This is a genomic window from Bradyrhizobium sp. AUGA SZCCT0158 (assembly GCF_018130065.1).
Lineage (GTDB): Bacteria > Pseudomonadota > Alphaproteobacteria > Rhizobiales > Xanthobacteraceae > Bradyrhizobium.
Genome location: NZ_JAFCME010000009.1, coordinates 244,033 through 257,318 on the forward strand (window position 1 = coordinate 244,033; position 13,286 = coordinate 257,318).

The 13,286-nt window shown below is 62.9% G+C and carries 9 protein-coding genes; 4 read left to right on the forward strand and 5 right to left on the reverse strand.

The features are described 5' to 3' along the window. Nucleotides 1-162: 162 nt before the first annotated feature. From JQ574_RS15730 to JQ574_RS15745, 4 genes are all read right to left on the reverse strand, one after another. On the reverse strand, nt 163-336 hold the full coding sequence (locus JQ574_RS15730) for a hypothetical protein (RefSeq protein ID WP_212211128.1): 174 nt from the start codon (nt 334-336) through the stop codon (nt 163-165). A gap of 130 nt (nt 337-466) precedes the next feature. Next, complete coding sequence (locus JQ574_RS15735; protein WP_249119366.1) at nt 467-3,373, reverse strand: NHLP bacteriocin export ABC transporter permease/ATPase subunit; 2,907 nt, start codon at nt 3,371-3,373, stop codon at nt 467-469. Beyond that, nucleotides 3,370-5,523, reverse strand: a complete 2,154-nt coding sequence (locus tag JQ574_RS15740; RefSeq protein ID WP_409411227.1) for an NHLP family bacteriocin export ABC transporter peptidase/permease/ATPase subunit — start codon at nt 5,521-5,523, stop codon at nt 3,370-3,372. The genes JQ574_RS15735 and JQ574_RS15740 overlap by 4 nt, the downstream gene beginning before the upstream one ends. A gap of 67 nt (nt 5,524-5,590) precedes the next feature. Continuing rightward, a complete protein-coding gene (locus tag JQ574_RS15745) occupies nt 5,591-6,859 on the reverse strand; it encodes an NHLP bacteriocin system secretion protein (protein WP_212211131.1) in 1,269 nt (422 codons plus the stop codon). Nucleotides 6,860-7,114: 255 nt separating this feature from the next. Between JQ574_RS15745 and JQ574_RS15750 the strand changes: the two genes are divergently transcribed. The 4 genes from JQ574_RS15750 (at nt 7,115) to JQ574_RS15765 (ending at nt 12,191) form a co-directional block, all read left to right on the forward strand. After that, complete coding sequence (locus tag JQ574_RS15750; protein WP_249119368.1) at nt 7,115-7,699, forward strand: hypothetical protein; 585 nt, start codon at nt 7,115-7,117, stop codon at nt 7,697-7,699. Between the two features lie 676 nt (nt 7,700-8,375). Next, nucleotides 8,376-9,098: a GntR family transcriptional regulator gene (locus JQ574_RS15755; protein ID WP_312014659.1), complete on the forward strand. Its 723-nt coding sequence runs from the start codon at nt 8,376-8,378 to the stop codon at nt 9,096-9,098. An 81-nt stretch (nt 9,099-9,179) separates the two neighbouring features. Then, a complete protein-coding gene (gene tcuA, locus JQ574_RS15760) occupies nt 9,180-10,661 on the forward strand; it encodes an FAD-dependent tricarballylate dehydrogenase TcuA (RefSeq protein WP_212211132.1) in 1,482 nt (493 codons plus the stop codon). A gap of 21 nt (nt 10,662-10,682) precedes the next feature. Then, on the forward strand, nt 10,683-12,191 hold the full coding sequence (locus JQ574_RS15765; protein WP_212211133.1) for an MmgE/PrpD family protein: 1,509 nt from the start codon (nt 10,683-10,685) through the stop codon (nt 12,189-12,191). A gap of 22 nt (nt 12,192-12,213) precedes the next feature. On the opposite strand, the gene JQ574_RS35705 is transcribed toward JQ574_RS15765, so the two are convergent. Beyond that, on the reverse strand, nt 12,214-13,110 hold the full coding sequence (locus JQ574_RS35705) for an NAD(P)-dependent oxidoreductase (RefSeq protein WP_312014668.1): 897 nt from the start codon (nt 13,108-13,110) through the stop codon (nt 12,214-12,216). Nucleotides 13,111-13,286 lie beyond the last annotated feature (176 nt).

The following is a 13,286-nucleotide window of genomic DNA, read 5'->3' on the forward strand; positions in this document are numbered from 1 at the left end:
CTTGCTGCGGCAACTGTCGATGGCCGAGCGCGGGTCCGGACAGGCGGTCATGGCCGCGCGCTGCTGCGCAGCAAAAGGGGAATGCGGCACTGCAACGACCGTATAAGACAAAAGAGACCGCCTGCTGAGGCGGTCTCTTCCGTGGTGTCAGACCTTCAGCGTTTAGAAGGGGAAGATGTTGCGGATGAGGTTACGGAGCCAGCCGAGGCCGTCGCCGCCACCGGTGCCGTTGCCGCCGCCGCCGCCGGTGCCGCCACCGGTGCCGCTGCCGTGCCCGGCAGGTTTGCCGCCGCTAACGATGGAAAGCTCTTTGTCATTGAGAAGTTCGTGGTTCATGGTCGCCTCCTGTTTCTAGCGAAGGGAGAATCCGCTTCGTCTATGGTCAGGAGATTAAGACCCGCGCCGGCCTGGCGCCGTGATTGGCATCACGCTGCGAAACGACGTTCGCGCCGGGTGATTCATATCACTAAAGCAGTTGGCGCTTGGCGAAGGACGCAAACATTCCAGGTGTATTGCTGAGCTCATCATAGCTTCCGGTCTGCACCACCTTGCCGTCGACCAGCACGATGATGCGATCCGCCTGGCGGACAGTAGAGAGCCGGTGCGCAATGACGATCCGGGTCACATTGAGGTTGCCGAGCGAGTTGCTGACGATCGCCTGCGACTGATTGTCGAGCGCGCTCGTCGCCTCGTCAAACAGCAGAACACGCGGCCGGCGCGCGACCGCGCGGGCGATCATGATCCGCTGCCGCTGGCCGCCGGACAGCGTATTGACGCCTTCGGCGACCACGGTGTTCATGCCCATCGGCATCGCCTTGATGTCGTCCTCCAGGCCGGCGAGCCGCGCCGCTTCCCAGGCCTGGTCGAGCGGCAGCTGGACGCCGCCGCAAATATTGTCGTAGAGGCTGCCGGTTGCCAGCTTGCCGTTTTGCAGCACGACGCCGAGCTGGCGGCGCACCGCGCTGATGTCGAGCGTGTCGATGGCCTTGCCGTCCAGAAATACCGTACCGGACTCCGGCTTCTCGAACCCCAGCAGCAGCCGGAACAGCGAAGACTTGCCGCTGCCTGACGGACCGACGATGGCGACGTATTCGCCTTGCGCGATTCGGAGCGAGACATTCTCGAGCACGGGCGGACCTCCTTGCGTGTAGCGGAAGGTCACGCGTGACAGCTCGATCGTTCCGGACAGTTCGCCGGGGGATTTCCGTTCGTCCGACAGTTCGGCCGCCCCCGAAATCAAGGGCCGAAGGCGGGTGATGCTGGGGATGGCGATCAGGGATTCGCTGATGCCGGATGCCCAGGCGCCGATCGACGCCATCGACTGCCCGAACGCGGAGAAAAACGCCAGGAAGCCGCCGACATCCAGCAGCAGCTTGCTCTGCAGATATGTCGCCGCCGCGAAGATGATGAGGGTGGCGATCAGCGGATACGCCGTCTCGAAAACGCCGAGGGCATTGGAGACCTTCTGCGACGAGATGAAATTGCGCTTCTGCGCGGCGAATTGCTTCGACCACACGGCGAGCGCGCGCGCAGTCGCGTCGGCGACGCGCAGCTTTCCGATGCCGGTGATCAGTTGCAGCACGAAGCCGTCGATCTTGCCCTGCTGGGTAAAATACTTGTTCTCGTAATAAAGACGCAGCGCGCTGGTGGCGATGATCAGCAGCGCGCGGATCAGCGTCAGCAACAGTGCGATCAATCCCAATTTGACATCATAGTAAAGCATCAGGCCGATGCTGAACCAGGCGAACACGCCCATCAGCATGCTGCGTAGCGCGCGCCCGGTGAAGACCCGGCGCGCCGCGTCGATGCCCATCGATCGGTCGACGAAATCGCCGACCGTGTACTCACGAAACAGCGACGTCGGCAGCCTGAGTACCCGGTCGATCACCGCGGCCTGCAGCCGCCAATCCATCAAGCCTTCGACTTTCAGCATCGCCAGCCCCTCCATCGTCTGGATGCTGGCGATGGCGATGGCCGTGACGGCGAGGGCGAGGGCGCAGAACGTGAGCTGATCAAGCTCGCTGCGGGGGATCACCGAATTGATCAGGACGTTGGTGATGAGCGGCGTCACCAGCGACAACAAGCCGATCGCGACGATCGCAATTGCGATACGAAGGAAGCTTCCGGTGGAGTGCCGGAATGCGAAAGTCAACAAGTCGCGGAACCGAAGCGGGCGAGCCGGAAGCGCCGGGTAGAACGAGACGGCCTCCGGCGCCAGTTCCATTGCAACCGACCGATCGACGGGCCGCCGCGTTCCCGTTGTTGTGTCGAGCATCACATAGCGGCGGTTTCCGCGGCGAATGAGTGCGACCGGATTTCGCGCCTCGCCGTGCCATGCGACCAGCGGCCCCGCGTCCTCGGTCCACCACTCGCCCCGCAACAGCGTCCGGCGCACGCGTAAGCGTGCCGCGCGTGCGATCTCGACGGCGCCATTGAACCCGGGTTGGGCCAGGACGGAGCGGGGCGGGACGGAGAACGGCATCTTGATCGCCTCCACGACGATCCGGCAGGCGTTGAACAAAGGATCCGCCGAGTCGGTCGCCATCTCGGTGTGGGTGGAGCGCTGCACGACGACGTCGGAAAGGCGTTCAAAGGATTCCGCGGTCTGCGTTGTGATCAATTCGGTACGAAGCACGAGGCGCCGTGCCTCCCGCTCGACGTCGCGGGCCAGATATTCCCTGATGCAGCTGGCCACGCTGAGATGGAACTGGTCGACGGCGCGCCACAATTGATCAGCTTCCGGCGTCGCCTCGCTGCCGAGCGCGCTGCAGCCCGATTGACCCGCCTCGATCCACATGCCTGATGTCAGCGGCAGCGGCGCTCCATCAGCGGCAATGGACGGTTCAAGCCCCATCGGCTTCGCCGTCCCGGCTTGCAGGGAGACCCAGACCATGCTGCGTGCAGGACCGCGGCGCCGTTCATCCGGCGGGATCTCGGCCGCGCCATCGCTCGCGACTTCGAGCATGTCCCAGCTCGGGTTGGGTCCGGCGATCAGCCGCGCAAGCCGCCTGATCCAGGTGGTGATCGGATCGAGGGACTGAACGTCCATGCGCGGCACGAGCTGCGCTTCGGTGCCGGGGCTTCCGACCGCGAGCACTTGAATTTGCGGATCCGACCGGTTGAAGCCTTCCTGCAGATCGAGAATGATCTCGCCGGTCTCGGCCCGAAACAGATGGTGTCGGGCGCCGTCGGTACTGCCTTCGACAAGCCGCACCGCGAAGACATCGACATGCCCTGCGGTGATCTTGAGCGCGTAGCCGCGGTGATCGAGCAGCTTTGGATGCCGTCCATCGAATGCGATATGGCCCGCCGTATGGGCGGTCGCTTCCTGATTGGCCATCGCGTGGGCCTGCTGGAGGAGAGATTCACTCATTCCTGCGCCACTAGTTTTGCGTACGTGCCCTGAACGCCCATCAGTTGTTCGTGGGTGCCCCGCTCGACGATCTTGCCCTGCTGCAGCACAATGATCTCGTCGCAGTCACGGATGGTGCTGAGGCGGTGCGCAATGATGATGCAGGTGCAGCCGCGCCGCCGCAGATTGTCATCGATGATCTTTTCGGTGATCGGATCGAGCGCGCCGGTGGCCTCATCCAGGACAAGAATCGACGGATTGGAAACCAGCGCCCGCGCGATCTCGATCCGCTGACGCTGGCCGCCGCTGAAATTGGTGCCGCCCTCGTTGATATAGCAGTCGTAGTTTCCCGTCCGCGTCGCGATGTCTTCGTGGATCACGGCATCCTTCAATGCCTGCGAGAGATCGGCCTCGGTGATGGTCGAGTCCCACAGCGTAAGGTTTTCGCGTGCCGTACCCTCGAACAGGAAGATGTCTTGGTCGACATAGGTGATCGAATTAGCGAATACCTGCGGCGGGATCTCCGGCAAACTCCATCCGTCGACACGAACCTCGCCCGCCCAGGGTCTGTAGAGACCGCAAATCAGCTTTCCGAGGGTCGATTTTCCGCTTCCCGAGGCGCCGACAAGGGCCACCCGCGAACCCGGATGGATGTCGATCGAGATGTCATCCAGCAGCGGCGGCTCCAGGATCGAGTAGCCGAATTTGATATTGCTGAGCTCGACCCGGCCGGTCAGTTTTGGCGGAAAGCGCTCGGGCGCGATCGCTGGCTTGTCCGACTTTCCGAGCGGATAATTGTAGACGTCTTCCAGGCGCTCCAGCCCGCCCTTGATGGTCTGCACGTTGCTGAAATAATTGACGAGTTCGGTCACCGGTTCGGAGAAGCTTGCCATCAGGGACTGGAAGGCCACGAGGCCCCCAAGGGTCAGCGATCCCTCGATGACGCGCAGGCCGCCAACGCCGAGAATCGCCGCCACGGTCAGTCCCGTGAACAACGTCGGCAGCATATCAAGATAGATCGAAGAGGCACCGAGTTCCTGCTCGGCGTTCAATGCCTTGGCCTGGATGCCGGCCCATTGGCCGAACGCCTCGTCCTCCAGACCGCTGGCCTTGAGGGTTTCGATGCTGCGCACCGCGCTGACGGTGGAGCCGACGAGCTTGCCTTGCTCCAGCGCGAGGCTGCGGCTGAGGTCTTCGCGACGTCCTCCGATGAACTTCAACGCCAGCACATTCGCCAGCGTCATGCTCACGCCAATGATGGCCAGCGGGAGATCGTAGATGGCCATCGCCGCGGCGAAGAAGACGATCGACGTCAGATTGAGCGCATTCGACGCGACACCGCTCGAGAGCAGGCGGCCGATCTGCTCGTTGGCGCCCACGCGGTTGGAGATATCGCCGGCGTGACGCTGGGTGAAGAACTCGACCGGCAGCGCCATGACATGCCAGAGAAAGCGGCTCACCATGACGACCGAAAGCTTGGTCTGCAGCCGCAGCAGCAGCGATTGGCGCACCAGCGTCAGCAGCGCGCGGATGATCGCGGTCAAGGCCATGCCGATCAAGAGCGGAATGAACCAGCTGCTGGTGCGCTGGATCAGGATGTTGTCGATGAAAATCTTCGAAAAGCCGGCAGCGACGATGGCGGGAACCACCAGCGCGAGGCTGACGAGCACCAGCAGGCCGACGGGGGTCTTCGAGGAGCGCAACTCGCGCAGCAGCAATCGCAAGCCTTGCGGCTTGCTGCCCGATCGCTGGAATTCGGCCGTCGGCTCCATGGTGAGCGCAACGCCGGTGAAGGCGAGATCGAGCTCGGCCATGTCGGTGCGCCGGCGTCCGGTGGCGGGATCATTGATGTAAACGTCGTTGCCGTCGATCCCCTCGAGCACCACGAAATGATTGAAATTCCAATGGATGATGCAGGGCATCGGCAGTTCGTGCAGCGTCGTGGGCTCCTTGCGAAAACCCTTGGCGTCGAAACCAAAGGTGCGCGCTGCCCGGACGATGTTGCTCGCCTTGCTGCCGTCGCGCGAGACGCCGCACGAAACGCGAAGCTGCTCCAGTGGAATCCACGCGCCGTGGTGCGCGAGCACCATCGCCAGCGCCGCCGCGCCGCACTCAACGGCTTCCATCTGAAGAATGGTCGGCGTCTTCTTGACGTTCCTGCGCCAAAACAGCCTTCGAAACCGGTGCCAGAGGGAAGGCGGCCGGAACTGCGGCGGAAGCGGTTGCTGCGGCGGGGCGCTATCCATCAATTCCGGTCAACCGCCTCAAGAGGGGCACCACCAGATCGAGCGGGCGTTGCCGCCGAGTGGTGATTTCCGCGCGCGTCAGCGTTCCGCTGGTTAGGCGGATCGGCGGCCCTTGTCCAACCGCCCAGCGGTATCCGCTCACGGTTTCGGGGTCCTGCTCCAGGCTGACGGTTGCGGCGTAGGCGGCTCCTTCCTTTGAAAACCGGGTAACCAGATTGTCGTTGTGGAGGACGGCTGCCATGCCCTGCGGCGTCATCGGGAAATCCGAGATCGTCACGACAGTGCCGACCATGGTCCCGAATTCCTCGCGCTTGACCGTGCTTGGCTCGATGCGGACCGGCATTCCTAGCTTGACGTTCTTGCCGCGCTCGGCGGGAATATAGATCAGGGCTTCCAGCTTCTGGCCTTCGCTTTCGATCGCGACGACAGGTGCGCCGACCGCAAGCACGGCGCCCGCGGAGACCTTGATTTCGAGCACGCGGCCATCCACCGGGCTGACGATCCTGGTATTCTGGGTCAGCAGCCCCGCGGCGGAGTCCATCTGCCGGCGAGCGTCATTGAGGGCAAACTCGGATGTCTGGGTCTCGCGTTCGCGCTGGGTTTCCAGATCGGTCTGTGTCGTCCGGAGCTTCAGGATTTCATTGAACGTATCTTCTTTTCGTTGCTGGGCGTCGGTGAGGTCCCGGCGCCGCTCCTCAAGCGTGCGCCGCGTCGTCAATCCCTTCGCCATCAAATCCTCGAGGGTTTTTACATCGTTCGTCAGATAGTCGATGCGCTGCGTGGTCGCCTTGATGACCTGGTTGAACGCGGCTTCCAGCTTCGCAAAATTCTGTGCCTTCGACGCAAGCTCGCGCTTGGTTTTGTCGATCAGGTCAGCGTGCTGGCGTTCCTTCTCGCGGAACACCTCGACGGCAGCCTGGTGGCGTTGCTGGATGTCGGTCTGAACGATCTCCGCGATCGGTTGCCCCTGGGTGACGCGGTCACCGACCATGACGCTGATGGTTGCCAACCGGCCGGAGGCGGCAGAAGACGCCTCGACGACGCGGCCGCCACCGCTGATCAGAATGCCCTGGCCTTCAGCACGGGTAGGGACGCGGCCGACAATGCCCCATGTGACGGCTGCGATAAGGGCGATGCAAATGGCAAATACCAGCATCCAGTCGAACGGTCTGGTAATGCGGACGAGATGATCAAGCTGTTCGGGCGATGCGGCGCGCTGCAGCGCGACGGCGCGAAATGTCCGCTGCGAGAGATCGGTCATTTTCCCGGGTCCGTAACCAAACCGGGGACGGCCTCCCCAGCCGCGAGCAGTCGCTGATTTTTCTCATCACGCACAGCTCTGTTCCTCTCGGGGCGGATAATACACAAAAGCCGATGCGGAACAACCAAACGGGCCTGCCTACCCGCGCCGGAACGCGCGTTCGTCGTGCAAAAATGACGCAGGCCAGGTTCGGTCCGCCCTAGCAGCGCATGCAATCGCGAACTATGCTTGGCGACCAGGTCCGAGGCTGATCCAATGGGCGTAACCGCCGTCTGGAAAATGATTGGCAGAGTGGTGCGGGGCGGCAAGAAGCCCGCTTGCGTTCCCAATGGGCAATCCATGACCCGCCTGCGTCGCGAATGGGTGCGGCCGCTCGCCCTCGGCGTCGCGATGCTCCTGCTGGCGCCGAACGTATCCAGCAGCGGCGTCCTCAGCGAAAGCGATTTCAAAAAGGTCGAAGCCATAAAGCCGTTATTCCAGAACTTGATGGGTGATCTCGTTCAGACCGCCAAGCGACCCGATATTTCCACTGGTGACGCCGATTGCATCACGTCGACAATCCGGGAACTGCTTCAGATCTCCGAGGAGCTTTCGAGTTACGAATATCTCATCACCATTGAAAAGGAGATCACCGACTTCGGCGAAAACAGCCCGGTGAAGGGCGTCGTCAAATTCGCGATCGAAAAGACAAATACGATCCTTGCCGAGGAACGAAAACGATTGGTTCAATTGTCGGACCGCTGTTCGCGCTTCCCGCTGGCCTTCAGCAAAACGCAGCAGGCACTGCAATTCATCGATACGACAACCAATCTTCTCAATTCCATTCAGGTACGCCTGTGAGCGAGCGGCGTTCATGCGTGTCCCCTTTATTCTGTGATTGCCAGAATAGGTTTGCGCGTTAGCTTCACCGTGACGGACGTCACAAAGCGCCGACACGGCTTAAGGCGCTGCGCTGCTGCCGCGTGAGAAGTCCGCGCTTTGCCGCCAGCGAGCAGAATCCGCGGCCGCCGGGAGCGGGCGTGGTTGTGCGGATTCCACATCAGCTCGAACCCAGCAGGTGCAGTGCCATGCCGTTGACACGTGCAGCGTTGGCACCCTGACCGGTCACTGTCACCGGGCCGCATGGAGCTTCGATTTGGCTGGCGCTGCCATCGGGGCGGGACGTCAGCCGTCGCAACGGCAAGGCCACCGGGCCCGCAATAATAGCGGCACCGATCCAGCGAGACAGGTTCATCCGCCGGCCATGCCGGCAGCAAGTCCGTGAAACGGCGGGTCAGCGACACCGTGAACTGCATCGGGCGGTTATGTCGGTCCGCCCGGCGGGTGCGGACTTCGCGGCCCGGTGCGGCCAAAGGCAAAATACTGGGCTCCGCAGGCGAGTCCCCGCTGCCCCGTGGGCATTTCACTCCTAAAATTTCCTTTGCATATCTTTGTATACATAGTTATACATAGCGGAAAGTCCCGATCTGGCTTTTGGGAGGCCGCGATTTCCAACCCTGCTGAGGACGACACGCTTGTGATCTGGCCCGGCCCCGCGTCATCGCGGGCCGCGGGCGGGCTCGCCGAGCATGCCTATCGGGCCATCCGCAATGCGATTCAGGAAGGCCAACTCGAGGCCGGCCAACGTGTCCTCGAGCTGGAGCTCTGCGCCTGGCTCAAGGTCAGCCGTACGCCCATTCGCGAGGCGATGCGCCGCCTGCAATCCGACGGCATGCTGGTCCATGCGCCGGGCGGCGGGCTGTCGGTCGCGCAACACGACCTGCGCGCGGTGGCCGAGCTCTACGACGTGCGTGAACGGCTTGAAGGTACTGCCGCGGCACTGGCTGCACGCTTTGCCGACGCGACCGAAATCCACATGCTGCAGGCGATGCTGGATTCGCATCGTCAGTTGCCTGATGACCCGAAACTACACGCCCGGGAAAACACTCTCTTTCACGAGCAAATCTACCGCGCCGCTCACAATCGGTTCCTGATCAAGAGTCTGCAGGACCTGCATGACTCTGTCGTACTGCTGGGCCGCACCACCTTCGCGGCACCCGGCCGTATCGCGGAAGCATTGGCAGAGCACCAGGCGATCGTTACCGCCATCGCGCGGCGCGACGAGGCTGCCGCCGAAGATCTGGCCCGCCGTCACGTGCGCCGCGGCTACGAGCTGCGTCTCAGCGCGATGGCCGAAGCCGCCCGCGCCGGATCGCAACATCGGATCGATAGCCGGAGAGAAACACCCGACAAAAAATAATTCCGAACAAGACGCGAGGTGCGCGCCGCAATCGCCGCCTTGCTGCGATCCACACCAGGTCAATCCCACAGGAGTTGAGTAATGAACAAGTATGACGTCATCGTTGTTGGCGCGGGCAACGCCGCTCTGGCTGCCGCGGTGTCCGCCAAGGAGAACGGTGCCGAGCGCGTCGTTGTGATCGAGAAGGCACCGCGGGAAATGCGTGGCGGCAACACGCATTGGAGCGGCGGCGTGCTGCGCTTTGCCTTCGACGATCCCCGGGAAATCGGCGAACTGCTCCCCGACGTCGAGGATGAATATGAGAACTTCTATGACGGCGTATCGCCGTACTCGAAGGAGGATTTTCACGGCGACCTGATGCGCGTCACCAGCGGACGGACCGATCCGGTATTGTCGAAGCTGCTCGTCCACAACTCGTTCGACACCGTGAAATGGATGAAGAAGGTCGGCGGCATCAAGATGGAGCCGGCGATCACGCTTTCCGCGGTCAAGAAGGACAACGTCATGGTGTGGGCGCGCGGCCTGGTCGTGCGCGCCGAACACGAAGGCGTCGGCCTGTCGCGGAGCTGGTTCTCGACCGCCGAGCAGCTCGGCATCGAAATTCGCTATGGAACTGCGGCGACCGAATTGCTGGTCGGCGACGATGGCAGGATCAACGGCGTCAAGGTGCGTGATGACGACGGCGTCTCGGTCCTGAATGCCAGGTCGGTGATCCTCGGCTGCGGTGGATTCGAAGCCAACGTGCAGATGCGCACCCAGCATATCGGTCCGCTGGTCGGTGCGGCGAAAGTGCGGGGCACGCCGCACAATCAGGGCGACGGTTTGCGGATAGCGATGAACATCGGCGCGATGCCGTGGGGACAATGGAGCGGCTGCCACGCCACGCCGATCAGCGCGGATTGGGGTGAGTTTGCACCCCGCGAACTCACCGATCGCAGCAACCGGCTGAGCTATGTCTATGGCGTCATGCTGAACCGCAAGGGCCGGCGCTTCGTCGATGAAGGCGAGGACGGTGCGCTCTTCACCTACGCCAAGTTCGGCCGCGCGATCCTCGCCGAACCCGGCGCCAAGGCCTGGCAGATCTTCGATTCCAGAGTCGTCCACCTGCTGGAGCCGCGCTACCAGACCAGCAAGCCGATCACCGCCAACACGCTGGAAGATCTCATCGAAAAACTCGACTTCGACGACAGGGATCAGGCGCTGAAGACGCTCGATGAATATAATGCCTGCGCCCGCGAGATGGACGACGGCTTCGATCCGACCAAGAAGGATGGCCTTTCCAGCAAGGGGCTCGCGTTGGAGAAAACCAACTGGGCGCTTCGAATCGCAAAACCGCCGTTCTACGCCTACAGCGCCACCGGCGGCATCACCTTCACGTTCGGCGGACTGAAGGTGAATGAGACGGCACAGGTGATCGGCACCGACTGGCGGCCGATCAAGGGTCTGTTCTGCTGCGGCGAAATGGTCGGCGGCCTGTTCTACGACAATTATCCGGCCGGCACCGGTCTGGTGTCAGGCGCGACGTTCGGGCGGATCGCAGGGCGCAGCGCGGCGGCGGACTGAAGTCTGCACGGGAGAACCGACATGAGTGACGCGTCTGTTGCATCGTCGAAGGCAAGTTCGGCAGAGCATGCTTCGTCCGGAACCACGCTGCTCCAGCATCTGGCCGAGCGGGTGTTGGCCTTCGAGAAGCGTCAGCTCACAAAGGGGGCGGTCGCGTCGGCAAGAGCCTGCATCCTCGATGCGATCGGCGTGACCCTGGCCGGCTATCCGGAACCCTGCACGCAGATCCTCCTCAAGACCCCGGGCATCGCGACGGCGCCCGGACCCGCGCTGATATTCGGCTCGGCCCGGCGCACCAGCGCACTCGATGCCACGCTGATCAACGGCACGGCGTCCCACGCGCTCGACTTTGATGATTTCAGCGGCATCATGGGCGGCCATCATTCGGTGCCGCTGGTATCGACGCTGTTCACGCTCGCCGAAGAGCGCGGCGGCAGCGGTGAAGACCTCATTGCCGCCTACGTGATCGGCGTTGAGGTCGAGATCCGGCTCGCGCGCGCCGTCAATTTTCATCACTACGACAAGGGCTGGCATCCGACGGCGACGCTCGGCATTTTCGGTGCCGTGGCGGCCGCATGCCATCTCATGAAGCTTGATCATGCCAGGACGACGATGGCGCTGTGCATTGCGGCCTCGCTCGCAAGCGGCCTCAAGGCCAATTTCGGCACCATGACAAAGCCCCTCCACATCGGTCAGTGCTGCCGCAATGGCCTGCTTGCGGCTCTGCTGGCGGAGGGAGGATTTGACGCCGCCACCGACGTGTTCGAGCATCAACAAGGCTTCCTCAACGTCTTCAACGGGCCCGGCACGTTTGACCCCGATAAGCTCTTTGAGAACTGGGGCGCGCCGTGGGAGATCGAGGCGAAATCGATCGCGCTGAAGCAATTCCCGTGCTGCGGCAGCACGCATCCCGCCATTGCGATGGCGCTCCAACTGCGGCGCGAGGACAAGGTCAAAGCCGCGGACATCAGCAGCATCGAAGTGCGGCCGCATGGCCGGCGCCTGCGCCATACCAACAATCCGCACCCGCAGACATCGCTGCAAGCCAAATTCAGCGTCCAGTATGCTGTCGCGCGGGCGCTTCGCTATGGCGTGCTTCGGCTGAAGGACTTCGAGGGCGACGCGCATTTCGATCCGGAGATCACGCGGCTTCTGGATCTCACGACCGCAAGCCCGCACCCTGATATGGCCGACGATGCCGAGGACCAATGGGGCGCAGAGGTCATCGTGACGCTCAAGGACGGCACCCGCCTCTCGCGGCGCGTCGACAATCTTGTCGGTCGTGGCGGCGACAATCCGATGAGCAGCAGCGAATTGTGGGACAAGTTCAACGATTGCGCGGCGCGAAGCCTTCCTCGTGAGCAGATCGCGCCGCTGTTCGAGCGGCTTGAAACGCTCGAAAAAGTCACCGAGATCGCGCAGGTCACGCGGCTGCTCGAAGTCAGCGAATTGCACAAGGCGTCGGCAAAGAAGGTCGTCTTCGCGCCGCGTGGCGCGCAGGAAGCGCCGGAGACGACCTGGGTGCCCTGAGCGAGGCTTCCAACGAACGCTATCAGGCCGGCTTCGCCCAGTTCTGATACATCTTCAGCAGCGCCACGATATCCTGGCCACGAAAGCCCTCGGCCAGGGCAAGCGCATAAAGTTCGCGCGTCGCGGAGGCCGACGGCGTCGGCATCTTCGTCATGCGCCCGAGTTCGACCGCAAGTGCAAGGTCCTTCTCGCCCAGCTCCATCTTGAATCCCGGCGAGAAATCACCCTTGATCGCGTTCGGAAAGCGCTTGGTGAAGTGATGCGAGCGACCGCCGCTGACCGACAGAACGTCATAAAGCTTGTCCGGCTCGACGCCTGCGGCGACGCCGAGCGCAAAGGCTTCCGCCGCGACCAGGACGTTGCCCATCGACATCATGTTGTTGACGATCTTGACGACCTTCGCGGTTCCGGCCGGGCCGGTGTACTTCCAGTCGTTGCCGAGCAGCTTGAGAATCGGCTCGGCGCGGGTCACATCGGCTCGCTCGCCGCCGGCGATCAAGATCAGCTTGCCGGCGCGAGCCTCGTTGGGGCTGCCGCTGACCGGACAATCGACCACGGCGATTCCCTTGGCGGCGGCTGCCTCGGCGGCCTGCCGCATCGTCTGCGGATCGATTGTGCTCAGCTCGATGCACAGGGTGCCCTTGGCGGCATGGGCGACAATGCCGTCGGCGCCGAGCCAGGCTTCCGTCACCGCTTTCGGATCGGGCAAGCTGGTTAGCACGATGTCGCGGCCCTCGAGCGCTTCCGCGATGCTCGATGCCATCCGAAAGCCGTCCTTCGCGAGGCGCGCGCGCTGATCGGCGTTGACGTCATAGCCGACGACGTCGAGGTTGGATTCCCTCAGTCGTCCCGCCATCCCCGATCCCATCTGCCCCATTCCGATGACCGCGACCTTCTCAGACATGTCGTTTCTCCCGATTCTTTTGTTGCGAGGTCGTGCCGAGCTATCGCTGAAGCAGACTCATCGCTCGACTCTATACAGAGGCGCCGGTGCCAAGGCGACGGCGTAGCCCCGCAGGCGGTGCAACGGCGTGCACCAATGTCGCATGATGAAAACTGTAGACAGTTTGAGGCGAGGGCGGTAGCGTCCGTGCA

Coding starts and splice junctions, on each gene's coding strand:
- JQ574_RS15730 (WP_212211128.1), bottom strand. CDS start 336: ATGAACCACGAACTTCTCAATGACAAAGAGCTTTCCATCGTTAGCGGC.
- JQ574_RS15735 (WP_249119366.1), bottom strand. CDS start 3,373: ATGAGTGAATCTCTCCTCCAGCAGGCCCACGCGATGGCCAATCAGGAA.
- JQ574_RS15745 (WP_212211131.1), bottom strand. CDS start 6,859: ATGACCGATCTCTCGCAGCGGACATTTCGCGCCGTCGCGCTGCAGCGC.
- JQ574_RS15750 (WP_249119368.1), top strand. CDS start 7,115: ATGGGCGTAACCGCCGTCTGGAAAATGATTGGCAGAGTGGTGCGGGGC.
- tcuA (WP_212211132.1), top strand. CDS start 9,180: ATGAACAAGTATGACGTCATCGTTGTTGGCGCGGGCAACGCCGCTCTG.
- JQ574_RS15765 (WP_212211133.1), top strand. CDS start 10,683: ATGAGTGACGCGTCTGTTGCATCGTCGAAGGCAAGTTCGGCAGAGCAT.